Source organism: Amycolatopsis sp. NPDC004625 (assembly GCF_040609695.1).
Classification (GTDB): Bacteria; Actinomycetota; Actinomycetes; order Mycobacteriales; family Pseudonocardiaceae; genus Amycolatopsis.
The window spans coordinates 119794-144823 of record NZ_JBEXKX010000007.1 but is presented as its reverse complement, the minus strand read 5'-3'; the positions used below and the strand labels follow the sequence as shown (position 1 = coordinate 144823).

Genomic DNA, 25030 nt, shown 5'->3' with positions numbered 1-25030 from the left:
TGCTCCGATCATGGACCTCGGCCGGCAGACCCGCGTGCGGCAGGCGCTCGACACCTTCTTCGGTCCGCCCCGGCCCCCGGAACCCGATCACGTCCTGGACCTGTTCCACCGCACCGCGGAAACCGTGCCCGCCTACCGGAAGTTCCTCCGGGAGCACGGGATCGACCCGGGCGGTGTCACGACGATGGCCGGCTTCCGGCAGCTCCCGCTCACCGGCAAGGCGTCCTACCACCGGAAGTACCCGCTGCCCGAGCTGTGCCGCGATGGCCGCTTCGACGAACTCGACATGATCGCCGTCTCCTCCGGTTCCAGCGGCCACCCCACCGTCTGGCCGCGGTCGCTCGAGGACGAACTGCACGTGGCCCGGCGGTTCGAGCAGGTGCTGGTGGACGCCTTCGGCGCGGGACGGCGGCGCACGCTCGCCGTCGTCTGCTTCCCGCTCGGCACCTGGGTGGGCGGCCTGTTCACCACCGCGTGCGTGCGCCACCTCGCCGCCAAGGGCTGCCCGATCACCGTCGTCGCGCCGGGCAACAACAAAGCGGAAATCCTGCGGGTGCTGCCCGAGCTCGCACCGCACTTCGAGCAGGTCGTGCTGCTCGGCTACCCGCCGTTCGTCAAGGACGTCGTCGACACCGGGCTCGCCGAGGGCGTCGACTGGCCCGCGTACGCGGTCAAACTGGTGCTGGCCGGCGAAGTGTTCAGCGAGCAGTGGCGTGACCTGGTCGCCCGGCGGGCCGGGATCGCCGACCCGGTCCGCGACATCGCGTCGCTGTACGGCACGGCCGACGCGGGGGTGCTCGGCACCGAAACCCCGGTGTCGGCGGGCATCCGCCGGTTCCTCGCCGGCCGCCCGGACCTCGCGCGGGAGGTCTTCGGCGACGCGCGGCTGCCGACGCTGGTGCAGTACGACCCGGCCAGCCGGTTCTTCGAGGTGCACGAGGGCACGCTCGTCTTCACCGCCGACGGCGGGATCCCGCTGATCCGCTACCACATCGCCGACGACGGCGGGGTCCTGCCGCACGCCGAGCTGCTCGGTTTCTGCGCCCGCCACGGGTTCACGCCGCCGCCCGGCCCGGAGCTGCCGTTCGTGTACGTGTTCGGCCGCACCCTGTTCACGGTGTCGTTCTTCGGCGCGAACGTCTACCCGGAGAACGTCACCGTCGGCCTGGAGCAGCCCGGCATCAGCGACACCGTGACCGGCAAGTTCGTCATCGAGGCGGTCGAGGACGCCGACCGCGACCGGCGGCTGCGGATCACCGTCGAAACGGCGCCGGGCGCGACCGCCGACGCCGCCGGGATCGCGGCGGCCGTGCGCGCGCAGCTGGTGCGGCTCAACAGCGAGTTCGCGCACTACGTCCCGCCGGAGCGGCAGCTGCCCGACGTCGTCCTGCGCCCGGCCGGGGATCCCGAGTACTTCCCGGTGGGCGTGAAGCACCGCTACACGCGGCCGCACTAGGGCCGGGCCAGCTTCCGGAACCGCTCACGGCGTTCGTCGGCGGACGAGCCGTCGGCGATGTCGTCGTCGAACCACGAGGCCAGGGACGTCCACAGGTCCGCGCAGCCCGCGAAGTCCTCGATCGTGGACTGCTCGGCGAGCTCGCCGATGTCGGTGACCAGGTGGTCCAGCCGGCGGTCGCAGAGGCGCACGTACTCGCGGACGACGATGTTCGGGTCGAAGCCGGTCTTCGCGCGCGGGCCCGCCGCTCCGCGCAGCTGGGCGTGCAGGCTTTCCTCGCAGTACAACGGGAACCCGGAGATCGAGCCCGGGTAGCCGCACTCGGCCGACCACTCGCGGAACGCGCAGATGGCCTGGTAACGCGTGTACCAGTCCTGTTTGCCCTCGGCCAGCCGCGCCAGCTTGCGCCAGGCGTCGCGGTCGCCCGCGCGCCAGCGGGCCAGGGTGCGGGCGTCCGGCGCGGCCCCGGTGTCGAGCGCGCGGGCGCGCCAGAAGTGCGCCCGGCAGGCCGCGATCTCGGCGACGAGCAGCCGCACATAGCTGACCTGCTCCCAGACGTGGGCGCGCTGCGGGCGCAGCGGGGCGGCGCGGTCCGGCGAGAACGTCACCATCTCGAAGACGCGGAACAGCTCGTGGCCGCGCAGGGCGGCCAGGTCGGGGTCCTCCCCCATCACCCACGAGCGGCGCTCGGGCAGCCGGCCGCTGTGGCTGATCGTCGCCGCGTGGTAGAGCTCGCGCACCGCCCGGCGGGCCACCTCGTCGCGCGCGTCGCCCTCGAGCCGGGGGTTGCGGGCGCGGTCGCGCAGGTCGCGTTCGCCGCGCGGGCCGACTTCGAGCATCGCGACGGCGTACACGCTCGCCGCGTTGTAGCACTCCTCCCACGACCGGCGGGGCCCGGCGGCTTCGACGGTGTCGTCGAGCGCCTTCGGGTCCGGCGGCCAGCTGCGGTCCGGGCAGACGTCGGCCAGCCGCACCCGGCTGGCGGGGTAGGCGGGCCGGGGCGCGGGGACGGCCCCGGTCTCCGGCTCGACGTCCGCCATCGCCCGCCGCAGCACCGCCCAGACCAGGGAAAGGTCCAGCGCCCGGTTGGTCAGCTGCCGCCAGCTGCGCCGCCAGCGCCGGCCGAACCGGCGGTAGTCCGCGACGAGCCGCTCGATTTCGTACTGCGACAGCGCGCAGAAGTACGACCGCATCTCCGCCGCGCGCTGGTTGTACTCGGCCAGCTGCGCCGGGGTCGCCGATTGCACGAGGAGTTCCTCGACCGGCACGCGCAGGACGCGCCGGTGCAGTTCGAGCCGCTGCTCCCGCGGGAGCCGCTCCGGCCGCGTCCGGACGTCGAGGTCGACGTACCGGCGGAACCGCAGCTCCACCGCCGCCCGCAGTTCGGCGCGCCGCAGCGCCCGCGCGTCGCCGGGGACGCCCGCGGTGGTGCGCCGCACCCACCACGAACCGGCCACGGAGTCGCCGTGGCCGAGGACGAGCGCGTGCCGGTAGCGGGCGATGAGCAGGGCGACTTCGCGGCCACGGGCGTCACGGCGGCGCTGGCGCGCGAAGTCGGGGCCGATCCACCACCGCGCGAGGGCGGGGTGGCCGCGGCTGCACACCGTGATGACGTCGTCGTAGGTGGCGAGCGCGTCGAGGTGCAGGTCGAGCTGTTCCTGCAGGGCGGCGATCTCGAGTCTGATGTAGACGTTCGCCGGGTCGAGGCTGACCGCGCGGTAGTACTCGGCCAGGGCTTCGTCGTAGCGGCGGTAGGTGATGAAGTGGTTGGCGCGCTGGTAGGCGTCGAAGAGCTCGTACGGGATCTTCGCGCCGCGCCAGGCGGCCCAGTGGATGTTCGAGCGGACGTACGCGCTGCGCGGGATGACCAGCGCGGCCACCGCGTTCGCGGCGCGGTGCAGCACGCGCGGCCAGTTCTCGTCCTCGATCACCAGCGGGCTGGCGGCGAACCGCGGAACGCGGACGAGTTCGAGGATGAGCTGGTAGCGGCCGGGGGTGTTGCCGGGCCGGACGGTGCCGGTGACGGTGAACGCGGCCGGCGGCTGGGCGAGCCGGATCAGCTTGGTCGCCGCCTTCCACCAGCCGTCGGCGGAGTCGCCGGCGTGCTCGACGATCTGGATGAAGTCGTACGAGCTCCCGGCGCCGGGGACCGGGGTCGGGGTGTAGAGGCGCGAGTCGTTGAGGAAGCGTTTGAAGGTGGCGGTCAGCTCGACGGCGGAGTCGATCTCGCGGTCGTGGCTGCCTTCGGCCCGTTCGTCGACGAACACCCGGATGTCGATCTGGTTGGCCCGGTAGGCGGCGGTCTCCAGCCGCGCCTTGCCGACGAAGTACAGCGTCAGCACGGCGGAGATGATCACGACGGACGTCTGGAGCACGGTCCAGGTGATGACGCTGGTGACCTTCGGGTCCTTCACGAAGGTCAGGTTCTGGAAGAACGGCAGGTAGGGAACGACGGCGAAGCCGGCCGCGACGAGCCCGGCCGTCACCGCCGCGAACCACCACCGGATCCGGTGAGCTTCGGGCAGCTCGGCCTGGTCGAAGCCGCCGAGCCGGCGCGCGCGCACATCGACCACCCCCTCGTGTCAGGTTACTCGCGCAGGGGGTGCGGTTCGTTACGGCCCGTGATCCGCCAGCTCGGCGATGACCTGCGCATGGCACGGCTCGGGCACGCACCAGCAGCCGAGCCGGCGGCCGCGCAGCTCCGGCAGCAGCGCGAGCAGGTCCGGCCGGGCCAGCAGGTACGCCCGGTACCGGGCGACGACCTCTTCGCGCGAGCCGTCCGGCCCCGGGCGGAAGGGGCTGGCGAGCTTCGAGCCGGCCAGGTGCCAGCCTCCGCGGTGCAGGGCCCGCCCGACGTAGACGACGTCGGCGTACTCCGGGTCGTCCCGGTGCCCCTTCAGGTTGACGACGGTGGTCGGCATGCGCCCCTCCTTCACTCTCCGCAAGGCAACTCCCCGGCGGCGCAATCCGCCACCCGGCTGATCCGCGGACACGCGCGGTGGTTCACCTAGTGCAGATGCACTATGCTGAGGGTTCACGGTTGAGCCGTCAGCCGCTGCCGGACGTTTCCGCGCCCGGGCCGGCAGGCTGCCCCCGTGCGGCATTCCGCCCCCGAACGTCCGGTCCGCCCCCGCTGTCCGACGAAAGGGTGTGCCGCGATGGTTCCTCACCCCCGCCCGGCCGACCAGGTCCGCACCGTTCCCGGCTGGCTCACCGCCGGCGGCGAGATGACGGTTCGCGTGCTCGAGCCCGCGCCCGGCACCGTCGTCGCCGAGGTGACCGGCGAACTCGACCTCGGCACCGCCCGCCGCCTGGACGCGGTCCTGCAGGCCCGGCTCCCCGGCCGGTTCGACGAGCTCGTCATCGACCTCTCCGGCGTCACGTTCTTCTCGGTCGCCGGGCTGAACTCGCTGCTGCGCGCCCGGCTGCTCGCCGACGCCGCCGGCGCCCGCCTCACCGTGGACGCCGGGCGGTCCCGCGCCGTGCGGCGGCTGTTCACGCTGATCCCGACGGACTTCGACAGCGTCGTGAACGTCCGGCCGGTCCGCTGAGCGCTCACCCGGCCGTGCGGCGGCCCAGCCGCCGGACGGCTTCCACGATCGCCGTGTTCGGTGCGCCCTTCACCAGGTACTCGGTGACGCCGGCCGCGGCCAGCCCGGCGATCGAGGCGCGGTCGGCGTAGGCGGAAAAGGCCAGGATCGCGGTGCCCGGGCTGAGCCGGGCGATCTCGCGCGCCGCCCGCGCGCCGCCACCGCCCGGCATCCGGACGTCGAGGACGGCGACCGCGGGCCGGTGCCGCTCGGCGAGCCGGATCGCTTCGTCGGCGTCGCCGGCCACCGCCACCACGGCGATGTCGGCCTCGGAGTCCAGCACTTCGCGCAGGACGTCGCGGATCATCACGTCGTCGTCGGAGATCAGCACGCGCAGTTCGGTCACGGTTCGAGCTCCGGCACGTCGGGCAGCAGGGGCAGCCAGAACTCGACGGCCGTGCCCTCGCCGGGTGTGCTGCGCACCGAAAGCCAGCCGTGCGCCGCTTCGGCGCGTTCGTGCATCTCGACCAGCCCGAAGTGGCCGTCACCGGCGTCGCCGCCGGCCGTGCCGACGCCGTCGTCGGTGATCCGCACCAGGGTGCCGTTGTCCACTGTGGACAGAGTGACGGCGACCCGGGTGGCCCGCGCGTGCCGGTGGACGTTGCTGAGCGCTTCCTGGCAGATCCGGTACACCGTGATCGCCGCTTCCGGGGACGGCTCGGCCGTGAGGTCGTCGCGCACCGAGTGCGCCAGGCCCCAGCGGCCCGCGACCTCGTCGACGTAGGCCGACACCGCCTCCACCAGGCCGTGCCGGTCGAGCTCCGGGGGGCGCAGCCGGGACACCAGGCCGCGCAACCGGGCGATCGCGGCGCTCACCGACTCGTCGAGGCCGCCGACGGCGCTCGCGTGCGGCTCCGGCAGCCGGGAGGCGAGCAGCTGCAGGCGCATGCCGACGGCCACCATGGACTGGATCGACTCGTCGTGCACGTCCCAGGCGATCCGGCGCCGTTCCACCTCCTGGGCCTCGACGAGGTGCCCGACCAGCCGGCGGCGTTCGCGCAGCGCCTGCTCGGCGTTGCGGCGCTCGGTCATGTCCCGGGTGACCTTCCCGAAGCCGTGCAGGCGGCCCTGCTCGTCGTAGAGCGCGGTGATGACGACGTTGGCCCAGAACCGGGTGCCGTCCTTGCGCAACCGCCACCCCTCGTCCTCCAGCCGGCCCTCGGCGACGGCGATTTCCAGTTCCCGCGCCGGTTTCCCGGCCGCCACGTCTTCGGCGGGGTAGAACACCGAGAAGTGCTGCCCGATGATTTCCGCCGCCGCGTACCCCTTGATCCGCTCGGCGCCGGTGTTCCAGCTCGCGATGCACCCCGTGGTGTCCAGCATGAAGATGGCGTAGTCCTGGACGCTCTGCACGAGCAGGCGGAACCGCTCTTCGCTCTCCCGCAACGCGGCTTCGGCCGCGCGGCGCTCGGTCACGTCCCGCGTCACCGTGCCGAATCCGCGCAGCTCGCCCCGCTCGTCGTAGAGCGCGGTGATCACCACGTCGGCCCAGAACCGGGTGCCGTCGTCGCGCAGCCGCCACCCCTCGTCCTCCAGCCGGCCCTCCGCGACGGCGGTCTCCAGCTGCCGCGCCGGCTCCCCGGCCGCCACGTCCTCCGCCGGGTAGAACACCGAGAAGTGCTGCCCGGCGATCTCCCCGGCCGCGTACCCGGTGATCCGCTCGGCCCCCGCGTTCCAGCTGGCGACCCGGCCCCCGGTGTCCAGCATGAAGATCCCGTAGTCGAGCACGCCCTGCACCAGCAGCCGGAACCGGTCGTCGTCCATGCGGCAACTCTGCCGGATCGCGGCCGGCCGGGCACGGCGGTGCTCAGCCCGCGAATTCGGCGGTCGGGACGGGCAGGACGCACCAGACCACCTTCCCGCGGCCGTTCGGCGCGGTTCCCCGCACGGTGGACAGGCGGTCGACGAGGGCGAGCCCCCAGCCGCCGTCGGGCCCCGCGGGGCGCCGCACCGGCGGGGCCGGGCTGTCGTCGAAGACCTCGACGCGCACGTCCACGCCGTCCACGCTCAGCCGCAGCACCGGGACGCCCGTCCCGTGGCGCAGGGCGTTCGTGGCGAGTTCGGTGACGACCAGCAGCGCGTCGTCGACGGCGACCCCGGCGGCCCAGGCCAGCAGGGTGAGCCGGGTGAAGCGGCGGGCGGCGGCCAGGTCGGTCAGCACGCACTCCGCGGTGAGCGGGGCGGGGGTGTTCACGACGTCAAGCGTGGCCGAAGCCGCCGGCAGAGCGCGAGAGGCAAACGCCCCTGCCCGCCTGGTGCAGCTGCATCAGCCGATGAGGCCCTCCCGGCGGGCCACCGCGACGGCTTCGAGCTTCGACCGCGCCCCAAGCTTCTCCAGCACCCGCTGCACGTGGTTGCGCGTGGTGTTGCGCGAGACGCCCAGCCGCCGGCCGATCTCCTCGGTGGTCGCGCCCTCGGCCAGCAGGTCGAGGGTTTCGCGCTCCCGCGCGGTCAGCGCCGGGCCGCCGGCCGGTGCCCGGCCGGTGAGCCGGTCGAAGACGCCGGGCAGCAGCTCCGGGTCGAAGACCACGCCACCGGCGGCGACGTCCCGCACGGCGGTCTCCAGCACGCCGAGCTGGGAGGACTTGAGCAGCAGGCCGGCCCCGCCCGCCTTGGCCACCTGCACGGCGACCGCCGGCGTGGCGTCGCCGGTCAGCACCAGCACCCGCGCCCCGCCGGAGCCGAGCTGCGCAACGACGTCGAGCGCGTCGCCGTCGGCGAGGCGCCGGTCCAGCAGCACGACGTCCGGGGCGTGCCGGCGCGCGTCGGCGACGGCCTCCGCCCGCGACCGCGACCGGCCGACCACGGTGATCCCGTCGGCGCGGTCGAGGGCCTGCTGCAGCGCCTCGGCGACCATGTCGTGGTCCTCCACGAGCAGGACCCGGACGGGACGGGCATCGTCGGCGCTGCTCACGGTGTTCCCTCACTCCGGCGGTGGCTGCCCGCCCATCCTAGGGGCCCGGCCGGCCGCCGTCGCCCGGGCGAGGCGATCACCAGACCGGGGAGCCCGGCCGCAGCAGGCCCTCGGGCCCGGTGACCGGCAGCCGGTCGACGAGGTCCTCGTGGTGGCCGGCCGCCCGCAACACCGGCGGCCGGAACGACCCGGCCGGCGGGCCGGCGACCCGCAGCACCTCGAGGAAGCGGGCCACCGCGCGCGGCGGGGGCAGCACCTCCGGGCCGCCGAGGTAGGCGAGCACCTCCGCCGCTCCCCCGCCCGCGGGCTCGACCACCGCCGACCAGCCGTGCACCTCGTCCCAGATCAGCGCCAGGTCGTGGCCCGGCCGGTCCGGGAGCGTGCGGTCGAGGGCCACGTACCCGGAGGCGGGCACGTCGAGGTCGAGCGAACACGACTCGAAGCCGACGCCGGCCGCCCGCGCGACGCGGCCGAGGTAGGCACGCAGTCCCCGCGCGAAGTGGTATTCGATGTCCCGGCCGAAGCCGATGAGTGTGTTCATGGTTCCGCCTCCCGCGCCCGCTGCACGACAGGAGTACCCGATCGGGCGACGATCACACTTTCGTGGCTATTCCTCGATAGCGCCGCCCACGGCCCGCAGGTGCGCACGGAACGTCAAGGCCGGATTCGTTTCCCGGGCCGCCAGGAACGCACCGAACCGCACCTGCTGACGCAACGGTTCGCCGCCGCGGATCCGGTCGGCCTGCCGGCGTTCGGTGTCGCGGATCCCCTCGGCGAGCGTGAACAGTTCACCCGCCCGGGCGAGCGGGACGAAGAGGACGCCGTCGTCGTCGCCCAGCACGAGGTCCGCCGGCCCGATCCGCCAGCTGCCGACGACCGCTTCGGCCAGGCCGCCGTCGACGCGCGGGCCCAGGCTGAGCGGCCCGGTGGGCAGCGAGCCCAGGCTGAACACCGGCAGCCCGATGGCCCGGATGTCCGCGGTGTCGCGGTGCAGGCCCCAGATCACCACCCCGGCCAGCCCGGCGGCGCGCGCCTCGAGGACGACGAGGTCGCCGACGCAGCTTTCGTCGAGCCGGCCGCCGTTGTCGACCACGAGCACCCCGCCCTCGGCGGCGTCCTCGAACGCTTCCAGGAAGACGTCGACGCTGCCGACGTGCCGGGCCGGGACCGCCGGGCCGAACAACCGGGTGCCGGGCACGACCGCCCGCGTCCCCGCCGGGGCGCAGCGCACCGGCAGCCCGGCCCGGATGCAGGCGTCGGCCAGGTGGGCGGTGGTCAGCGTCGCGAATCGCGGCCTGAGTGCTTCATGCTCCATGCGCCGAATCTAGCCAGCGGTCTCGGTTTCCAGCCACGCCAGGTACTCCGCACTGCCGCCGACGATCGGGGTGGCGATCACCTCCGGCAGGTCGTAGCCGTGCAGCTGCCGCAGCCGCCCGGTCAGCTCCGCCACCCGGCCGGCGGTCGTCTTGATCTCCACCCGCCATTCCCGGCCGGTCCGCACCGCGCCGTCCCACCGGTAGACGCTGGTGATCGGCCCGACGACCTGGGCACAGGCCCCCAGCCGGGCTTCGACCACCCGGGCGGCCAGGTCGAGCGCCGCCGCTTCCGAGTCCGTCGTGGACGTCACGACCACGTGTTCCACCGCCATGGGGCGAGATTACGCGGCGGGTGACGGGTGGGCGCGGGGTTCGCGGCGGGACCACGCGCTCACGTCGGCGTCGGCCGGCGCCCGAACACCAGTTCACTGCGATTCCGTGATCATTTTCCCTCCATTCCGCGGACACCGTGATCAACCGTTTCCGCGAAATTCAGGACAGGACCTCCCGGGACGGCCAGGATGGGGCACGCCCGTTCCCGAAGTGAGGATCCGAGGATGACCCGCTTGCCCGCGCTGGCCGTCTCCGCACTGGTGACCGCCGCGGTCCTGACCCCCGCCCCGGCGTACGCCGCGAGCCAGCCGTTCACCGCGTCGGTGTTCCGCGCGACCCACAACAGTTACTCGGGCAACGTCGACGGCGCCAAGAATTCCCTCGCCTACCAGCTCGACCACGGTGTGCGGTTCCTGGAACTCGACGTGCACGACAACGGCTACGCCACTTCGCACGACTACGCCGTCGGGCACGATTCGCCCGGCAACCTCGTGGACCACAGCGGCGGCAACCCGGCGTCGAACAACCTCCGCGACTGGCTGGCCGTGGTGAACACCTGGTCGGCGCAGCACCCGGCCGCCGCGCCGGTCGTCGTCATGCTCGACCTCAAGGACGACCTGACCGACAACCCCTCCTACGCGGCGGGCAACCTGACCGCGCTCAACCAGGAGCTGGAGTCGGTGTTCGGCGCGCGGCTGCTGCGCGCGCAGGACTACCCGGCGGCACCGGACGTCGACGCGCTGCGCGGGCGCGTGCTGCCGCTGCTGTCCGGCGACGGCGGGTCGCGCACCGAGTACAAGCGGGACGTCGGCTACCACCCGGCGGTCGCGCTGAACGGCCGCGGCCAGGTCGTCGAGGTGCACGACTCCGGGGCGGGCGCGCTCTGGTACTGGACCGGCACGTACGGCGCCGACGGCCGGGTCACCTGGCTGCGCCACGGCAAGTACGACAGCGGGCAGACGCCCGCCGTCGCGCTCAACGACAACGGTGACCTCGTCGAGGTGCACCAGTCGCAGGGCGCGTCCACGCTCTGGTACCACGTCGGCAAGCTCGGCGCGGACGGCGAAATCACCTGGCAGGCGTCCCACCAGTACGACGACGGTGTGCTGCCGACGGTCGCCTTCACCGACGCGACGCACCTGCGGGAGATCCACAAGAGCCAGAACACCAGCCAGAACTGGACCTGGTCCGGGGCGCTCGCGGGCACCACGGTGTCGTGGACGGGCAACGCCAAGACCTCGGACGCACGGTTCGCGAAGGCGACGTCGAGCAGCGCCGGCCGCACGGTGTCGGTGTGGACCGGCGCGGACGGCCCGACCTCGGCGCAGACCCTGCGCGCCGACACCGACCGGCTCGCCGGCGACCGGATCCGCTACCGCCAGGTCGCCTTCGACGAGTTCCAGCAGGGCGACAGCGCGGAGCTCCAGCAGGGCGCGCTGTTCTACGGGGCACCGGCAACGGAGCCGGCGTTCATCACGGCGGCCCGGCAGGCGGGCAAGCTGGTCCGCGGCTGGGACTTCGACTCAGCGAGCGAGGCCACCACCCCGCTCGCGAACTACCCGGCGACGAACCACCCGTACGACAGCTGGTACCAGACGCTGCTGAGCCAGAACGGCGCCGTCGAGTAGCGGGACACCGGGGCAGGACGGTGTCCGCCGCGACGGTGGCGGTTTGCTCGCGCGGGCCCGTTCCTCGCGCCGCCGACACCGCTGCGGATCACCCTCCGGAACTGGCCGTTCGAGTCCCGGTACCTGCTCGGCCTGCTGCTCAAGGCGACCGACAGGTTCGCCACGGACGTCGAGCTGCCGGACTACGCCCCGGGGTCGTAGGCCAGGTTCGGCCGCAGCCACTGCTCGACCTCGGCGACCTCGACGCCCTTGCGGCGCGCGTAGTCCTCGACCTGGTCGCGCCCGAGCCGGCCGACGGTGAAGTAGCGGGAGTCCGGGTGGGCGAAGATCAGCCCGGACACGCTCGCCGCCGGCGTCATCGCGAACGACTCGGTCAGCGCCATCCCCAGCTCGTCCGCTTCCAGCAGCTCGAACAGCTCGCGCTTCTGGCTGTGGTCGGGGCTGGCCGGGTAGCCGAGCGCCGGGCGGATGCCGCGGAACCGCTCCGCGTGCAGGTCCGCCAGCTCCGGCTGCGCGTCCGGCTCGAACCAGTCGCGGCGGGCGCGCAGGTGGATGTGCTCGGCGAACGCCTCGGCGAGCCGGTCGGCCAGGGCCTTGACCATGATCGCCCGGTAGTCGTCCTGCTCGGCCTCGTAGCGCGCGGCCAGCGTCTCGGCGCCGTGGATGCTCACCGCGAAGCCGCCGAGGTGGTCGCCGATCGGGGCGATGTAGTCGGCCAGGCAGCGGTTCGCGCGGTCCTCCGGCTTGGCCGTCTGCTGCCGCAGCATCGGGAACCTGACGTGCTCGTAGTCGCCTTCGAGCAGGATGTCGTCGCCTTCGCTGTGCGCGGGCCAGAACGCGTACGCGCCCTTCGCGGTGAAGCTGCCGTCGGCGATGATCTGGTCGAGCAGCGTGTTCGCGTCGTCGAACAGCTCGCGCGCGACCGGCTGCTCCAGGATGGCCGGGTACTTGCCCTTCAGCTCCCAGGCCAGGAACAGGAACTGCCAGTCGATCATCTCCCGCAGTTCCGCGATGCCCGGCTCGACCACGCGCAGCCCGGTGAACGCCGGGGTCGGCAGGCCGTCGAAGGCCACCTTCTCGGGGTTCGCGCGGGCCTGCTCGAGGCTGAGCATCGGGCGACGCTGCTTGCTCGCGTGCTGCTCGCGCAGCACCTCCTGGTCGGCCCGGTTCTTCTCGGCCAGTGCGATCGAACGGTCCGGGTCGAGCAGGTCGGACACGACGCCGACCACGCGCGAGGCGTCGAGGACGTGCACCGTCGCGTTGTCGTAGGCCGGGGCGATCTTGACCGCGGTGTGCTGCTTGGACGTCGTCGCGCCGCCGATGAGCAGCGGCATCTTGAGCCCGCGCCGCTGCATCTCGGTGGCGACGGCGACCATCTCGTCCAGCGACGGCGTGATCAGCCCGGACAGCCCGACGGCGTCGGCGCCCTCGGTGACCGCGGTGTCGAGGATCTTGCCGGCCGGCACCATCACGCCGAGGTCGATCACCTCGTAGTTGTTGCAGCCGAGCACCACGCCGACGATGTTCTTGCCGATGTCGTGGACGTCGCCCTTCACTGTGGCGAGCACGATCTTGCCCTGGCCGCCGGCCGAGGTCAGCCGGCCCTCCTGACGCGCCTTCTCCTTCTCCGCCTCCATGAACGGCTCGAGGTAGGCGACGGACCGCTTCATCACGCGCGCGCTCTTGACCACCTGCGGCAGGAACATCTTGCCCGAGCCGAACAGGTCGCCGACGATCTTCATGCCGTCCATCAGCGGGCCCTCGATGACGTCGAGGGGCCGGGGCAGCTGCTGCCGCGCTTCTTCGGTGTCGTCCTCGATGAAGTCGACGATGCCGTGCACCAGCGCGTGGGACAGCCGTTCGCCGACCGTGCCTTCGCGCCAGGAGAGGTCGACGACGCGCTTGGTGCCGCTGCCCTTGACGTTCTCGGCGAAGGCCACCAGCCGGTCGGTCGCGTCCTCGCGGCGGTCGAAGAGCACGTCCTCGACCAGTTCGAGGAGGTCCTTCGGGATGTCCTGGTAGACGGCGAGCTGGCCGGCGTTGACGATGCCCATGTCCAGGCCGACCTGCACGGCGTGGAACAGGAACGCCGAGTGCATCGCCTCGCGGACGACGTCGTTGCCGCGGAAGGAGAACGACAGGTTCGAGATGCCGCCGCTGATGTGGACGCCCGGGCAGCGCTCCTTGATCCGGGGCAGCGCGTCGATGAACGCCTTCGCGTAGCCGTTGTGCTCGGCGATGCCGGTGGCGACGGCGAGCACGTTCGGGTCGAAGATGATGTCCTCGCCCGCGAAACCGGCCTTCTGCGTGAGGATGTCGTACGCACGGCCGCAGATCTCGACCTTGCGGTCGGCGGTGTCGGCCTGGCCCTGCTCGTCGAAGGCCATCACGACGACGCCGGCGCCGTAGTTCCGGATGGTGCGGGCCTGGGCCAGGAACGGCTCCTCGCCCTCCTTGAGGCTGATCGAGTTGACCACGCCCTTGCCCTGCAGGCAGCGCAGGCCGGCTTCGAGCACGGTCCACTTCGAGCTGTCGACCATCACCGGGATCCGGGCCACCTCGGGCTCGGTGGCGATGAGGTTGAGGAACGTCGTCATCGCCTCCTCGGACTCCAGCAGGTCGGCGTCCATGTTGACGTCGAGCAGGTTGGCCCCGCCGCGGACCTGCTCCAGCGCCACGTCGACCGCGCCCTGGTGGTCGCCGGATTCGATGAGCCGCCGGAACCGCTTGGAGCCGGTGACGTTGGTGCGCTCGCCGATCATCACGAACCCGGTGTCGGCGCCGATGCCGAACGGCTCGAGCCCGCTGAAGCGCGTGTGCGTGCGCGGCGCGGGCACCTCGCGCGGGGTGAGCCCCTTCGCGGCTTCGGCGATCTTCGCGATGTGCGCCGGGCTCGTGCCGCAGCAGCCGCCGACCAGGTTGACCAGGCCCTCGCGGGCGAAGCCGCCGATCAGGCCGGCGGTCTGCTCGGGGGTCTCGTCGTAGCCGCCGAACGCGTTCGGCAGGCCGGCGTTGGGGTGGCAGGCGACGTAGGCGTCGGCGATCCGCGCGAGCTCCTCGACGTGCGGGCGCATCTCTTCGGCGCCCAGCGAGCAGTTCACCCCCACGACCAGCGGTTTCGCGTGCTCGATGGAGCTCCAGAACGCCTCGACGGTCTGCCCGGACAGCGTCCGGCCGCTCAGGTCGACGATCGTCACCGAGATCCACAGCGGCAGCTCGGGCGCGACCTCGCGGGCGGCGGCGATCGCGGCCTTGCAGTTCAGCGTGTCGAAGATCGTCTCGACCAGCAGCAGGTCGACGCCCCCTTCGGCGAGGCCGGCGATCTGCTCCGCGTAGGCCGCCTTGACCTGCTCGAACGTGACGGCCCGGTACGCCGGGTCGTCGACCTTCGGCGACAGGCTGAGCGTGACGTTCAGCGGGCCGATGGACCCGGCGACGAACCGGCCGCCGGCTTCGTCGGCGGCCTGGCGGGCGATCTGCGCGCCGCGGACGTTCATCTCGTGGACGTGCGCCTGCAGGCCGTAGTCGGCCTGGCCGATGCTGGTGGCGGTGAAGGTGTTCGTCGTGGTGATGTCCGCGCCCGCGGCCAGGTACCGGCGGTGGACGTCGAGGATGACGTCCGGGCGGGTCAGGTTGAGCAGGTCGGGGTCGCCGGTGACGTCGTGGGTGTGCTCGCCGAAGCGGTCGCCGCGGTAGTCGGCCGGGGTGAGCCCGGCGCCCTGCAGCATGGTGCCCCAGGCACCGTCGAGCACGGCGACCCGCTGGTCGAGCAGTTCGCGCAACCTTGCTTCGGGCGTGTTCACCGGCAGCCTCCCTCGGTCGGGAGGCGCCCTTGGGTGGTCAGTCCCGGCCGAGCGTGGCGGACCCCACGGTCCGTTGCAGCGCCTCTCGGCCTGTGGTCCACGGTATCGGAACCCGGCCCCCGCACGCCATCCCGCCCCGGCGGCGCGTCCACGGTATGGGACGCCGTCTGTCCACAATGGATCACCCGAGCCACCCTGCCTCCGCGTCGCGATCGTTCCCGGACCCGTCCACCATGCCGGGGCCGGCGGCGGGGCGCTGCTTCCAGCCTGCGCACGAGAGCCACATCCAGTGTCGCTCCAGCGCCGCTCGACGTTACGCTCCGCAGTCGGCGGGCCCGAGCGCCGCCTTGAAAACTGAAACACGTTCTAATACGCTCCCCGGGTGGACTACGGAATCGTGCTGTTCACCAGCGACCGGGGCATCACCCCGGCTTCCGCGGCGCGCGCCGCCGAGGCTGCGGGTTTCACGACGTTCTACGTCCCCGAACACACCCACATCCCGGTCAGACGCGAGTCGCCGCACCCGCGGACCGGCGACGCGTCCCTGCCCGACGACCGCTACAGCCGGACGCTCGACCCGTGGGTCGCGCTGGCCACGGCCGCCGCGGTCACCGAGCGGATCCGGCTCTCCACCGCCGTCGCCCTGCCGGTCGAAAGCGACCCCATCACCCTCGCCAAGACCATCGCCAGCCTCGACCACCTCTCCGGCGGCCGCGTCACGCTCGGGACCGGCTTCGGGTGGAACGTCGACGAGCTGACCGACCACGGCGTGCCCGGGAACCGGCGCCGGACCGCGCTGCGCGAGTACCTCGAGGCGATGCGGGCACTGTGGACCGAAGAAGAAGCCGCCTACGACGGGGAGTTCGTCTCCTTCGGGCCGAGCTGGGCGTGGCCGAAGCCGGCCCAGGCGCACGTTCCCGTGCTGCTCGGCGCGGGCCCGACCGAGAAGACGTTCCGCTGGATCGCGCGCCACGCCGACGGCTGGATCACCACGCCGGCCGACACCGACCTCGACGGGCACGTGGCGCTGCTGAAGGAGATCTGGCACGCCGAAGGCCGGGAAGGTGCCCCGCGGATCTGCGCGCTCGGCGAACGCCCCGACCCGCAACGCCTGGCGCACCTGGATTCCCTGGGTGTCACCGAGACGATCTTCGGCCTCCCCGACCGCGCGCCCGACGAAGTGGAAGCGTGGATCGGCCGGCTGGCCGGAAAGCTCGGCCTGGGTGTCGTGAGTGGTAAGGCGGGTTAGAACCCGCCTTACCACTCACGAGGGCCGGGGGAGGGTCAGCCGGCGAGCTCGCGGATGCGGTCCATCGCCCGCCGGACCTCGGCGAAGCCGGTGGTGAGCGGGCTCAGCCCGATCCGGATCCCGTCGGGCCGGCGGAAGTCGATGAGCACGCCGTTGTCGATGAGGACCCGCGACAGCCGCTCGGCGTCCGGGTGCCGGAGGGTGACGTGACCGCCGCGGCGGTCGTCTTCGCGCGGCGAAGCGACGGTGAAGCCGAGCGGGACGAGCCACGCGTCGGCGAGGGCGAGCACCCACCGGCCCAGCGCCACGGCCTTGGCCCGCACCCGGTCGATCCCCGCTTCGGCCAGCAGCGCGACGCCTTCCTGGACGCCCACCATGCCGAGCACCGGCGGCGTACCGGACAGCGCGCGCCGGATTCCGGGCGCGGGCACGTACTGCGCGGCCATCCCGAAGGTGTCGGCCGCGCCCATCCAGCCGGTGACGGGCTGGCCGAACGCCTCGTGGTGGCGCGCGTTGGCGTAGAGGAACGCGGGCGCGCCGGGCCCGGCGTTGAGGAACTTGTACGTGCAGCCGACGGCGAAGTCGGCTTCGGCGGCATCGAGCTCGACCGGGATCGAACCGACGCTGTGGCAGAGGTCCCAGACGACCAGGCCGCCGCGCTCGTGCACCAGGGCCGTCACGGCGGCCAGGTCGGTGATCGCCGCCGACCGGTAGTCCACATGGGACAGCGTGACGACGGCGGTCCGCGGCCCGACCGCCGCGGCGACGTCGTCGTCTTCGACCCACCGGACGGTGAGGCCGAGTTCGGCGGCGACGCTCTCGACCAGGAAGCGGTCGGTGGGGAAGTTCGCGGTGTCGGTGACGAGCTCGTCGCGCCCGGGCCGCAGCGCGACGGCGGCCCGGAGCGTCTTGTAGAGGCACACGGAGGTCGAATCGGCGACGATCGTCTGGCCGGGGGCGGCCCCGAGCGCGACGCGCCCGAGCTCGTCGCCGATTTCCTCGGGCAGCGTCAGCCAGCGCTCTTCCCACGACCGGATGAGCCGGCCACCCCACTCGTGCGCGACGAGCTCCTGCAGCCGGTCGGCGGTGGCGCGCAGCGGGCGGCCCAGGGAGTTCCCGTCGAGGTAGGCCACGACGTCCGGATCGCCGATGGGCACGAACCGCTCGCGGAAGGCGGCGAGCTCGTCTCCGGCGTCGAGGCGGTCCGCGGCCTCGGGCGAGAGGTCGGCGGCGGTCAGCGGTCCTTCTCCTTGACCCGCACCGTTTCCTTCCGCACCTCGGCCTGCGTGGCGCGCTCGCGCACCAGCCAGTCCGGGCTCTGCGCCTTCAGCTCGTCGATCTGCTCGGTGGTCAGCGGCTCGGTGATCCCGCCGCGGGTCAGGCCGCCGATCGAGACGCCCAGCTTCGCCGCCACCACCGGGCGCGGGTGCGGGCCGGTGCGGCGCAGCTCGCGCAGCCACTCCGGCGGGTCGGCCTGCAGCGCGTTCAGCTCGTCGCGCGTCACGACGCCCTCCCGGAACTCCGCGGGGGTGGCTTCGAGGTACACACCCAGCTTCTTCGCCGCCGTCGCGGGCTTCATCGTCTGGGTGGTCTTGTGCGACGTCATGCCGTCCAGGGTAGCCAGCGTCACTCCCGGTAACCTGACCCGGTGACCTCTTTCAAGCTCGCGTACGTCCCGGGAGCGACGCCCGCCAAGTGGGTGCGGACCTGGGCCGAGCGGGTGCCGGAGGTCCCGCTGACCCTCGTCCCGGTCGCCGCCGCGGACGCGACCGGCCTGCTGCGCGCCCGCGACGCCGACGCGGCCCTCCTGCGGTCCCCGATCGACCGCGACGGCCTGCACGCGATCCCGCTCTACACCGAGACGACGGTGGTCGTGGTGCCCAAGGACCACCTGGTCGCGGCGGCGGACGAAGTGTCCACAGCGGACTTGGCCGAGGACGTCGTGCTGCACGCCCTCGACGACACGCTGGAGTGGGAGGCGCTGCCCGGCCGGCCGGCGGTCTCGCGGCCGGAGACGACGGCGGACGCGATCGAGCTGGTCGCGGCCGGTGTCGGGGTGCTCGTCGTCCCGCAGTCGCTCGCCCGGCTGCACCACCGCCGGGACCTCACCTACCGGACGCTCACGGACGCGCCGCAGTCGAGCGTCGCGCTGTCGTGGCTGGAGGAGGAGACGTCGGACCTGATGGAGCAGTTCATCGGGATCGTCCGCGGCCGCACGGTGAACAGCACGCGCGGGCGGCCACCGGCGCCGGCGGAACGCAAGCGCCCGGAGCGCAAGCCCGCCGCCGCGAAGCCGGTCCGGCGCGGTGGCGGCGCGGGGAAGCGGCGCCGGCGGGCCTGAGCCGTCAGGGTGTCGTGCAGACGCAGTTGCCGTCGGCGCGGTCGGGCAGGTCGGGGTCGTCGAACCAGTGGCCGTCCTCCCCGAGGTAGCGGAACTGGAGCACGGTCCCCGGCGGCACGTCGATCGACGCCGAGCGGCGGCCGTTGGACCGCGGGGTGAGGTGGTGGCGGCCCGGGGTCCAGTCGTTGAACGAGCCGACGACGCTCACCCGTCCGGCCGGCGCGCCGGCCGGGAGGCTGAAGGTGACGCGCTGGGTGCCGGCCCGGCTCTTGCTGATCTTGATCACTCGTGGGGCCTTTCGCGGGAACGGGCGGGAGGACGTGCTCGGCACTGAGCGCCGACATGATGGCACACCTGTGACGATTTGGTCACGCCCAGTGCCCGATCGGGTTACGGCGCCGCTCAACGGTTCGCCACTGACCGGGTGGTCCTGGGCCGAACCATGATCATTTCGTGTTGGGCGGGCGCCTCGGTGGGAAACTGACTGCCGTGACTGTCGCCGCTGATCGTCAAGTCAAGGACCCGTGTGCCTGGCTCTGCGCTGTCACCCACGAGCTCGCCGAGGTCCATCCGGCCGATACGCGAGCGGTGATCCTGACGGTGTGGGACGGGCTGGCCGCCGCCCGGTTGGCCGGGCTGTACGCGGCCGCGGCTTCGCCGCGCTGGCGAGCAAGACAGCGTCACGCCGAAGCGGTCGAGTTCGATCTCGCCGTGCTGCTGGCGCGCAACTGCACGGTGGCCACCGGCCTGGCCATCCCGGCCCGGCTGCCGGGAGCCGCGGTCGCCTGGCCGGCCGAGCGGGCCGACGCGGCGGTCGCGGCGGTGGTGTCGTTCTGCGTGACGGCCGAAGCGGTCCTGCGCCGGGCGGGCGCGCTGACCCCGGTCTGGGAGGACAGCCTCCTGGGCCCGGTGGCGCTGACCCGCTGGCTGGCGGACTGCTGGACGGGTCGCCACACGGGCGGCTGCCCCCTGCGGCTGCCGGTGCCACCCCCGCCGTGGTGGCGCTGAGCGTTGTCCGTCAGGTGAAGTCTGGGCCGGCGAGCGGAAGGAGGCCGAGGGTGACCGAAGCAGCGGCCCCGTCCTCGAGACTCTCGGACACCGCACGGCTGGCGGTGCGGGAGGTCCTGCTGGCCGAACTGACGGCGGCGGCCGCCCGGGCGAGGGCGGCGGGCTGCCCGGGAGAGACCCTGGCCGCGGCGTTCGAGGCCCGCTGCCGCCGGGTGGGTGAGGCCGGCCGGGACCCGGCGAGGTGATCACGCCTCGGCTCGGGACGCGCGGGGCGGGGTCCGGTCCGGTGAGTGCGGTTGCGCGGGGCGGGGTCCGGTCCGGTGAGCGCGGTTGCGCGGGACGGGGTTCGGGCCGGTGAGCGTGGTCGGGCGGTGAGGCCGGCCATGCGTGCCGGTTCTCGCCGGAGCGGCCGGTACCGCCGCGTGCGGCCGGCCGGCGTGCGTCGCCGTCCCCGGTCAAGTCCCTGGTCAGCGGCCCAGAATCGCCAGCGCCGTTGCCACGATCCCGTCCAGCCGCACCGGATCCGCCAGGGCCGCCACCAGCCACTCGTCGCGGGCCGGCTCGCCGGACTCCTCCTCGGCCATTCCGCCGAACACCAGCCGGAGCACCGTCGTGACCGCCGTGGCCGCCGGTTCGCCGCGGTTGAGGCGGACCTCGATCGCCGCCAACGCCTCTTCCGCCAGTTCCGCCAGCCGGGCGTCGGCCAGCTCGTCGCGGCCCACCAGCTCCAGGGCCGGGAGCTCCGCCGGCATCGGGGCCACCGGGGCCTGCTTGTGGCCCAGCGGGCGCTCCACGTGCTCCGCGTGCCACTTCTCGCGGGTACGCATCGCCGCCAGGACCCGCCGCACCTCGCCGTCGAGGGTTTCGCGGTCCGCCACCGGCTCGCCGGTCAGCTCGGTCCGGCGGGCCGCCCAGCCGTCCAGGGGCCAGAGTTCCGCTCCGGCCGTCGCCGGCACCCCCACCCAGATCAGGATCTGCACCGCCAGGTCGCACAGCCAGGGGTCGCCGCCGAGGGCGTCGCCCAGCCAGGACGGGAGACGCGGTCGTTGCAGCGCCCCGATTTCGCCGCGCCGGCGCCGGTGGGCGTCGACCGTCGCCGGGTTGAGGCGGGTGGCCAGCCAGCCCTCCAGGTTCTCGATCGGGTCCGTCGCGCGGCGCAGGGCGTGGTCCACCACCGCTTCCACGTCGTCGTGGAAGCGGTCGAGGCAGTCGGGCCGCAGCCACGCGAGCCCGCGGGCGCAGTCCGCGTGCCGGCGCCGGTGCTCCAGCGGCCGGGTGATCCGCGTGAAGACGAGCGGCCAGGCCACGCTGTAGACCCCGCCGCGCAGCCGGGCGAGCGCGCCGGGCGCGGCGGCCGCCGCCGAGCCGGCGAGCAGGCCGTCGCGGGCCAGCCGCCGGACCCCGGCGACGTCGGCCGGGTGCACAGTGCCGAGCAACCTTCCTCCCCGATGTCGACGGGAAAATGGTCGGCCAGCCGGAGAATGGGAAAAGGCCACGGGCGGGTCGAATCGACGGCGGACTGGCCAATCGCGGGCCACTCCCCGAATCACCTGATCGGCGCAGCGAGCGCCGCCGATCGCCGCGAAGGCCGCGTGCCACAATGGAAATCCCATGGCGAACAAGGACGGGCTGCTCCGGGAACTCACCACGTTGCGGCGCGGCTGGGGATTGGAAGCCGAACGGCTGCGCAGCCGGCTCGGGCCGCTCGTCTCCGGCTGGTGCGAAATCCACCGGACGACGAGCGACCGGGACGCGCGGCGCGTTCTGCGCGAAGCCATTTCGGCCGCCATCGCCGATTTCCCGGACGACGACCGGCTGGCGGTGAACGTCGCGCTGGCCATCGCGCCCGGCGCGCAGCACGCCCTGCTCAGCGACCGGATCGGCGTCCTCGCCGAACGCCTGAGCGTTTCGGAACGCACGGCGCGGCGGCGGATCGACCGCTCGTTCGCCCGCCTCGCCGCGGAGATCGAGGCCGGCACGCGGCCCGGCGACGGCGTCCCCGATCCGGACCGCGGCTGGTTCGTCAAGCGGCTCAAGGTGCTCGTGCGGCTCGACACCCCGGAGCCGGAGGTGACCGAGGAACGCCTGATCGTCGCGACCACCGACGACCTCGGCCGGATCTCCGCGCAGTTCACCGTGCCCCGCACCTACGACGACCGCGACGGCGAGCGCGTCGTCGCCGCGGACGCCCAGCACGGCGCCCGGATCAGCGCCGGGCACCGGGAGGGCCAGCGGCACTTCCGCTGGCTGCTCGACCTGCCGCGGCCGCTGTCCCGCGGCGACAGCCACACGTACTCGCTGGTGTTCCGCCTCCAGGACGGCCGGCCGACGCGGCCGTCGTACGTGTTCGTGCCGCTGGTGACGTGCGAGTCGTTCACCGTGCGGGTCCGCTTCGACCCGCGGCGGCCGCCGCGAGTGGTGTGGCGGCTGGACCGGGTGCCGCCCTCGGTGCTCGCCGACCCGCCCCAGCCGGGACCGGGCCTGCCGCTCGACGGCGCGTGCGAAGTGGCCCAGGAGTTCAGCGCGCCGCAGCTCGGGTACGCCTACGGCCTCCGCTGGCTGCCCGGGCAAGATATTCCTTGACGTGAATATTCTGCTGTGTGAATACTGGGTCCCATGGAAGGGATCGCAGCCGCTCTCGGGGACGCTGCCCGCTGGCGCATCGTCGAACTGCTCGCCGAACGTCCCCGCTCGGTGGGGGAACTGGCCGAGCTGACCGGGTTGCGGCAGCCGCAGACCAGCAAGCACCTGCAGACCCTGGCCCGGGCCGGGCTCGTCACCGTCTTCCCGCTCGGCCAGCGGCGGGTGCACGCGCTCGAAGCGCAGCCGCTGGCGGCGCTCGCGGGCCGGCTGCGCGAGCTGGCCGAGGCCACCGAAGGGCACGCGGGGGAGCGGGACGTCGTCGCGCGCTACCGCGCGGCGATCGACCGGGAGGCGGCGGCCGCGGACCGCGACCGCTGGGCGGACGGGCGATCGTTCGCGTTCGAACGCCTGCTGCCCGAGCCGCCCGACGTGGTCTGGCGGCATTGGGCCGAGCCGGAGCTGCTGGCGTCCTGGTGGGTGCCGCCGTCGATGACGGTCACCGCCTGCGTCCTGGAGCCACACCCGGGCGGCCGGGTCGTCCTCCGCTACCGCGACGCCGACGCCGAGTACCCCTCGGAAGGCCGGGTGCTCGTCGCGGAGGAGCCGGGGCACCTGGTGTTCGACCTGGCGGTGACCGGCCCGGCGTCGTTCACCGGCCACTACGACCTGCACCTCGAACCGGCGGCCGGCGGCACCCGGCTGCGTCTCGAGCTGGGCATCACGGCGACAACCGTCGAGGCGGTGCCGTTCATCGCCGGCATCGAACCGGGCTGGCACCAGGTCCTCGACCACCTGACCGAAGTACTCGCGAAGAGAAAGGCCTGAACCATGACGAAGTCAACCGGCCGCCGCGTAACGGCCAACCTGAGCCTGACGCTGGACGGCCGTTACCACGGCCCGGCGGGACCCGCCGACATGGGCGCAATCGTGTCGTACGCGACCACCGAGGTCGCGCGGCGCTACCTGACGAGGATCTGGGAGGGCGCGACGACGGCGGTGCTGGGCCGCGGGAACGCGGAGGGTTTCCTGGGTTTCTGGCCGACCGTGGCGGCCGACGAGAACGCGGACCCCCGCGACCGCGGCTACGCGAAGTGGCTGGTGGACGTGGAAAAGGTGGTGTTCTCCCGCACGTTGACGGTGGCCCCGTGGGATCGCACGCGCTTGGTCAACGCCCCGGTGGCCGAGGTGGTGGCGGCGCTGAAGTCCGAAGGCGAGGGTGACATCCTGGTGAACAGCAGCGCAAGCATCATCAGGCCCTTGCTGGAGGCGAACCTCCTGGACCGCCTGTCGTTGCTGATCTGCCCGGAGATCACGGGCGGCGGCCCCCGCCTGTTCGAAGACGGCCTCCCGCCCTCGAAGTGGCAGCTGACCCACCACGAAACCGGCGCCCTGGGCGAAACGGCAGTGGTCTACGACCGAACCCCCTGACCCCGCGCCCGCTTTGCGCCGACGCGACACGAGCCGCTTTGCGCGGGGGACGGGCGCCAGGCGAGCCGCGTTGCGCCACTGGGGGTCCGGGGGTTATCCCCCGGGAAGACACTGCGGGCACCGGGAGCGTGCCGAAGGCACGCGAACAGGGCTCGCGGCCTCGTGGGGCGGGCGGGGCTCGAACCCGCGGCCAAGGGATTATGAGTCCCCTGCTCTAACCAACTGAGCTACCGCCCCCCGTCCTCGGCGCGCAGGCGACACGAGGATTTGCATGTGCACAAGACACTCAGTTCGCTCCAAGTTATCACAGCGGCCATCCGGGCAGATCCGGTAGGCCAAACAGGTTGAAGTGCCCGCCGACCGGCGCACGCTCGTCTAGGTTGCAAGGGCGTCACCGCTGACCGGATTGGCGGGTGGAAGTGATGGCCTCTGCGCTGCGGGCCGGCTCGTCCCGCGACCGGGCGGCCCGGCTGGCGTTGCTGGACGCGTTCACCGCCGGGGCCGGCCTGGGCTACCTCGCGCACCAGTACCGGGAGGTTCTCGTGGCGAACCCCGCGACCATCGGCCTGGTGCTGCTGTTCACGGTGGCGCTGGCGTTGCTGATCGCGTCCGCGGTCCGCGGTTTGCGCCGGGCGGCTTCGCGGGTGGACGCGATTTTCGCGGAGGAGCTGCGGAAGAAGCCTTCGCCCCGGCCGCGGTGACGGAAATCCTTGGTGAGCAAGGGTTTTGCTGCGGATTCCGCTCAGTTGCCCCGTCGGTCGCTGGGCGGAACGGGGCTGGCGGCGTACAGCGGACACAGTGGACGGATCCAAGGGCGCCGACCGCGACCGTCCACATCGGATCACGCCACCCGGTACCGGACGTTCGCGATCGTCCCGGCGTGGCTCAGCTCCACGGGATCCAGCCGGACCCGCGTACCACCGGGGTGCTCGAAGAGGCGGACACCGTCGCCGAGCAGGATCGGTGCCACGTGGACCAGGACCTCGTCGAGCATCCCCGCTTCGAGGCACCGCCGGGCCGTCGTGGCACCCAGCACCGCGACGTAGTCCCCGCCCGCCGCCTCCGAGGCTGCCGCCACCGCCTCCGTGAAGGCGGGGACGAGCGTGAACCCCGGTGCCGGTGCCGCGTCGCGGGTGACCACGAAGATCGGGCCGTGCCAGCGGCCGCCGTACACCTTGCCTTCGGCCGTTGTCGCCGGGGCGTAGGTGTGGTGGCCCATCAGCACCGCGCCGACTTCGCCGAGCACGCGCTCGGCCGCCGGGTTCGGCCCCGTGGACAGGCCGCCGAGCCACGACATGTCGTCGCCGGGGGCTGCGATGAAGCCGTCGAGGGACATCGTGACGTGGTACAGGAACCTGGCCATGGGCCTGCCTTCCGGTGC

Annotated in this window: 26 protein-coding genes, 1 tRNA gene and 1 riboswitch; of the genes, 11 read left to right on the top strand and 16 right to left on the bottom strand. The window is 73.1% G+C overall.

The window, feature by feature from the left end:
• The first annotated feature begins 10 nt into the window (after positions 1–10).
• Entirely contained in the window at positions 11–1456 is a 1446-nt protein-coding gene (locus tag ABZW17_RS10435) for a phenylacetate--CoA ligase family protein (RefSeq protein ID WP_354811778.1), read from the top strand.
• Here ABZW17_RS10435 and ABZW17_RS10430 read toward each other — a convergent pair.
• Positions 1453–4029: a hypothetical protein gene (locus ABZW17_RS10430; protein ID WP_354811776.1), complete on the bottom strand. Its 2577-nt coding sequence runs from the start codon at positions 4027–4029 to the stop codon at positions 1453–1455. The genes ABZW17_RS10435 and ABZW17_RS10430 overlap by 4 nt on opposite strands.
• A gap of 39 nt (positions 4030–4068) precedes the next feature.
• Positions 4069–4377: a DUF4326 domain-containing protein gene (locus ABZW17_RS10425; RefSeq protein ID WP_354811774.1), complete on the bottom strand. Its 309-nt coding sequence runs from the start codon at positions 4375–4377 to the stop codon at positions 4069–4071.
• 237 nt (positions 4378–4614) lie between these two features.
• Here ABZW17_RS10425 and ABZW17_RS10420 point away from each other — a divergent pair, with 237 nt between their 5' ends.
• Positions 4615–5007, top strand: coding sequence for an STAS domain-containing protein (locus ABZW17_RS10420; RefSeq protein ID WP_354811772.1), 393 nt, complete (start codon positions 4615–4617; stop codon positions 5005–5007).
• 4 nt (positions 5008–5011) lie between these two features.
• Here ABZW17_RS10420 and ABZW17_RS10415 read toward each other — a convergent pair whose 3' ends face one another.
• The 7 genes from ABZW17_RS10415 to cutA form a co-directional block, all read right to left on the bottom strand.
• Positions 5012–5392 (bottom strand): response regulator transcription factor, encoded by a 381-nt coding sequence (locus ABZW17_RS10415; protein ID WP_354811770.1) that lies wholly within the window; start codon positions 5390–5392, stop codon positions 5012–5014.
• Positions 5389–6810, bottom strand: coding sequence for a PAS domain S-box protein (locus ABZW17_RS10410; RefSeq protein ID WP_354811768.1), 1422 nt, complete (start codon positions 6808–6810; stop codon positions 5389–5391). The genes ABZW17_RS10415 and ABZW17_RS10410 overlap by 4 nt, the downstream gene beginning before the upstream one ends.
• Positions 6811–6853: 43 nt before the next feature.
• A complete protein-coding gene (locus ABZW17_RS10405) occupies positions 6854–7240 on the bottom strand; it encodes an ATP-binding protein (protein ID WP_354811766.1) in 387 nt (128 codons plus the stop codon).
• A 72-nt stretch (positions 7241–7312) separates the two neighbouring features.
• Positions 7313–7960, bottom strand: coding sequence for a response regulator transcription factor (locus tag ABZW17_RS10400; RefSeq protein WP_354811764.1), 648 nt, complete (start codon positions 7958–7960; stop codon positions 7313–7315).
• Between the two features lie 76 nt (positions 7961–8036).
• Positions 8037–8501, bottom strand: coding sequence for a DUF6292 family protein (locus ABZW17_RS10395; protein ID WP_354811762.1), 465 nt, complete (start codon positions 8499–8501; stop codon positions 8037–8039).
• 66 nt (positions 8502–8567) lie between these two features.
• Complete coding sequence (locus ABZW17_RS10390; RefSeq protein ID WP_354811760.1) at positions 8568–9275, bottom strand: RraA family protein; 708 nt, start codon at positions 9273–9275, stop codon at positions 8568–8570.
• Positions 9276–9284: 9 nt separating this feature from the next.
• Positions 9285–9608 carry a divalent-cation tolerance protein CutA gene (cutA, locus tag ABZW17_RS10385; protein ID WP_354811758.1) on the bottom strand — a complete coding sequence of 108 codons (324 nt, stop codon included), beginning with the start codon at positions 9606–9608 and terminating at the stop codon, positions 9285–9287.
• Between the two features lie 225 nt (positions 9609–9833).
• On the opposite strand from cutA, the gene ABZW17_RS10380 reads away from it, so the two are divergent.
• Positions 9834–11237 (top strand): hypothetical protein, encoded by a 1404-nt coding sequence (locus ABZW17_RS10380; RefSeq protein WP_354811756.1) that lies wholly within the window; start codon positions 9834–9836, stop codon positions 11235–11237.
• A gap of 182 nt (positions 11238–11419) precedes the next feature.
• Here the strand turns inward: ABZW17_RS10380 and metH are convergent, their stop codons facing one another.
• Positions 11420–15040, bottom strand: coding sequence for a methionine synthase (gene metH, locus ABZW17_RS10375; protein WP_354811754.1), 3621 nt, complete (start codon positions 15038–15040; stop codon positions 11420–11422).
• Between the two features lie 14 nt (positions 15041–15054).
• A riboswitch (S-adenosyl-L-homocysteine riboswitch) is annotated at positions 15055–15133 on the bottom strand.
• A gap of 289 nt (positions 15134–15422) precedes the next feature.
• Between metH and ABZW17_RS10370 the strand changes: the two genes are divergently transcribed.
• Complete coding sequence (locus tag ABZW17_RS10370) at positions 15423–16289, top strand: TIGR03619 family F420-dependent LLM class oxidoreductase (RefSeq protein WP_354811752.1); 867 nt, start codon at positions 15423–15425, stop codon at positions 16287–16289.
• Positions 16290–16324: 35 nt separating this feature from the next.
• Here ABZW17_RS10370 and ABZW17_RS10365 read toward each other — a convergent pair whose 3' ends face one another.
• Together ABZW17_RS10365 and ABZW17_RS10360 are read right to left on the bottom strand one after the other, a co-directional pair.
• The gene (locus tag ABZW17_RS10365; protein WP_354812047.1) at positions 16325–17527 is read right to left on the bottom strand and encodes an aminotransferase class V-fold PLP-dependent enzyme; all 1203 of its coding nucleotides are present in this window, start codon (positions 17525–17527) and stop codon (positions 16325–16327) included.
• Positions 17524–17895 carry a DUF5997 family protein gene (locus ABZW17_RS10360; protein ID WP_354811750.1) on the bottom strand — a complete coding sequence of 124 codons (372 nt, stop codon included), beginning with the start codon at positions 17893–17895 and terminating at the stop codon, positions 17524–17526. The genes ABZW17_RS10365 and ABZW17_RS10360 overlap by 4 nt, the downstream gene beginning before the upstream one ends.
• Before the next feature lie 42 nt (positions 17896–17937).
• On the opposite strand from ABZW17_RS10360, the gene ABZW17_RS10355 reads away from it, so the two are divergent.
• Complete coding sequence (locus ABZW17_RS10355; RefSeq protein WP_354811748.1) at positions 17938–18630, top strand: LysR family transcriptional regulator substrate-binding protein; 693 nt, start codon at positions 17938–17940, stop codon at positions 18628–18630.
• Positions 18631–18634: 4 nt separating this feature from the next.
• On the opposite strand, the gene ABZW17_RS10350 is transcribed toward ABZW17_RS10355, so the two are convergent.
• A complete protein-coding gene (locus tag ABZW17_RS10350; RefSeq protein ID WP_354811746.1) occupies positions 18635–18916 on the bottom strand; it encodes an isoamylase early set domain-containing protein in 282 nt (93 codons plus the stop codon).
• A 203-nt stretch (positions 18917–19119) separates the two neighbouring features.
• On the opposite strand from ABZW17_RS10350, the gene ABZW17_RS10345 reads away from it, so the two are divergent.
• Positions 19120–19638 carry a hypothetical protein gene (locus ABZW17_RS10345; RefSeq protein WP_354811744.1) on the top strand — a complete coding sequence of 173 codons (519 nt, stop codon included), beginning with the start codon at positions 19120–19122 and terminating at the stop codon, positions 19636–19638.
• Between the two features lie 50 nt (positions 19639–19688).
• Positions 19689–19883: a hypothetical protein gene (locus tag ABZW17_RS10340; protein ID WP_354811742.1), complete on the top strand. Its 195-nt coding sequence runs from the start codon at positions 19689–19691 to the stop codon at positions 19881–19883.
• Positions 19884–20105: 222 nt separating this feature from the next.
• On the opposite strand, the gene ABZW17_RS10335 is transcribed toward ABZW17_RS10340, so the two are convergent.
• Complete coding sequence (locus ABZW17_RS10335) at positions 20106–21074, bottom strand: hypothetical protein (RefSeq protein WP_354811740.1); 969 nt, start codon at positions 21072–21074, stop codon at positions 20106–20108.
• Between the two features lie 175 nt (positions 21075–21249).
• Here ABZW17_RS10335 and ABZW17_RS10330 point away from each other — a divergent pair, with 175 nt between their 5' ends.
• Genes ABZW17_RS10330 through ABZW17_RS10320 form a run of 3 tightly spaced genes read left to right on the top strand, consistent with a single transcriptional unit; the run spans position 21250 to position 23649 of the window.
• Positions 21250–22221, top strand: coding sequence for a hypothetical protein (locus ABZW17_RS10330; RefSeq protein WP_354811738.1), 972 nt, complete (start codon positions 21250–21252; stop codon positions 22219–22221).
• Between the two features lie 33 nt (positions 22222–22254).
• Entirely contained in the window at positions 22255–23046 is a 792-nt protein-coding gene (locus ABZW17_RS10325) for a metalloregulator ArsR/SmtB family transcription factor (RefSeq protein ID WP_354811736.1), read from the top strand.
• A 3-nt stretch (positions 23047–23049) separates the two neighbouring features.
• On the top strand, positions 23050–23649 hold the full coding sequence (locus ABZW17_RS10320; RefSeq protein WP_354811734.1) for a dihydrofolate reductase family protein: 600 nt from the start codon (positions 23050–23052) through the stop codon (positions 23647–23649).
• A 163-nt stretch (positions 23650–23812) separates the two neighbouring features.
• Here the strand turns inward: ABZW17_RS10320 and ABZW17_RS10315 are convergent.
• Positions 23813–23886: transfer RNA gene (locus ABZW17_RS10315), tRNA-Ile, on the bottom strand.
• Positions 23887–24071: 185 nt separating this feature from the next.
• Between ABZW17_RS10315 and ABZW17_RS10310 the strand changes: the two genes are divergently transcribed.
• Positions 24072–24350: a hypothetical protein gene (locus tag ABZW17_RS10310; RefSeq protein WP_354811732.1), complete on the top strand. Its 279-nt coding sequence runs from the start codon at positions 24072–24074 to the stop codon at positions 24348–24350.
• Between the two features lie 140 nt (positions 24351–24490).
• Here ABZW17_RS10310 and ABZW17_RS10305 read toward each other — a convergent pair whose 3' ends face one another.
• Complete coding sequence (locus tag ABZW17_RS10305) at positions 24491–25012, bottom strand: dihydrofolate reductase family protein (protein WP_354811730.1); 522 nt, start codon at positions 25010–25012, stop codon at positions 24491–24493.
• Between the last annotated feature and the right edge of the window lie 18 nt (positions 25013–25030).

Bases quoted from the DNA above. Each gene is read 5' to 3' on its own strand.
- ABZW17_RS10435 (WP_354811778.1), top strand. From the start codon at position 11: ATGGACCTCGGCCGGCAGACCCGCGTGCGGCAGGCGCTCGACACCTTC.
- ABZW17_RS10425 (WP_354811774.1), bottom strand. From the start codon at position 4,377: ATGCCGACCACCGTCGTCAACCTGAAGGGGCACCGGGACGACCCGGAG.
- ABZW17_RS10420 (WP_354811772.1), top strand. From the start codon at position 4,615: ATGGTTCCTCACCCCCGCCCGGCCGACCAGGTCCGCACCGTTCCCGGC.
- ABZW17_RS10410 (WP_354811768.1), bottom strand. From the start codon at position 6,810: ATGGACGACGACCGGTTCCGGCTGCTGGTGCAGGGCGTGCTCGACTAC.
- ABZW17_RS10395 (WP_354811762.1), bottom strand. From the start codon at position 8,501: ATGAACACACTCATCGGCTTCGGCCGGGACATCGAATACCACTTCGCG.
- ABZW17_RS10390 (WP_354811760.1), bottom strand. From the start codon at position 9,275: ATGGAGCATGAAGCACTCAGGCCGCGATTCGCGACGCTGACCACCGCC.
- cutA (WP_354811758.1), bottom strand. From the start codon at position 9,608: ATGGCGGTGGAACACGTGGTCGTGACGTCCACGACGGACTCGGAAGCG.
- ABZW17_RS10380 (WP_354811756.1), top strand. From the start codon at position 9,834: ATGACCCGCTTGCCCGCGCTGGCCGTCTCCGCACTGGTGACCGCCGCG.
- ABZW17_RS10360 (WP_354811750.1), bottom strand. From the start codon at position 17,895: ATGACGTCGCACAAGACCACCCAGACGATGAAGCCCGCGACGGCGGCG.
- ABZW17_RS10330 (WP_354811738.1), top strand. From the start codon at position 21,250: ATGGCGAACAAGGACGGGCTGCTCCGGGAACTCACCACGTTGCGGCGC.
- ABZW17_RS10325 (WP_354811736.1), top strand. From the start codon at position 22,255: ATGGAAGGGATCGCAGCCGCTCTCGGGGACGCTGCCCGCTGGCGCATC.
- ABZW17_RS10320 (WP_354811734.1), top strand. From the start codon at position 23,050: ATGACGAAGTCAACCGGCCGCCGCGTAACGGCCAACCTGAGCCTGACG.
- ABZW17_RS10310 (WP_354811732.1), top strand. From the start codon at position 24,072: ATGGCCTCTGCGCTGCGGGCCGGCTCGTCCCGCGACCGGGCGGCCCGG.
- ABZW17_RS10305 (WP_354811730.1), bottom strand. From the start codon at position 25,012: ATGGCCAGGTTCCTGTACCACGTCACGATGTCCCTCGACGGCTTCATC.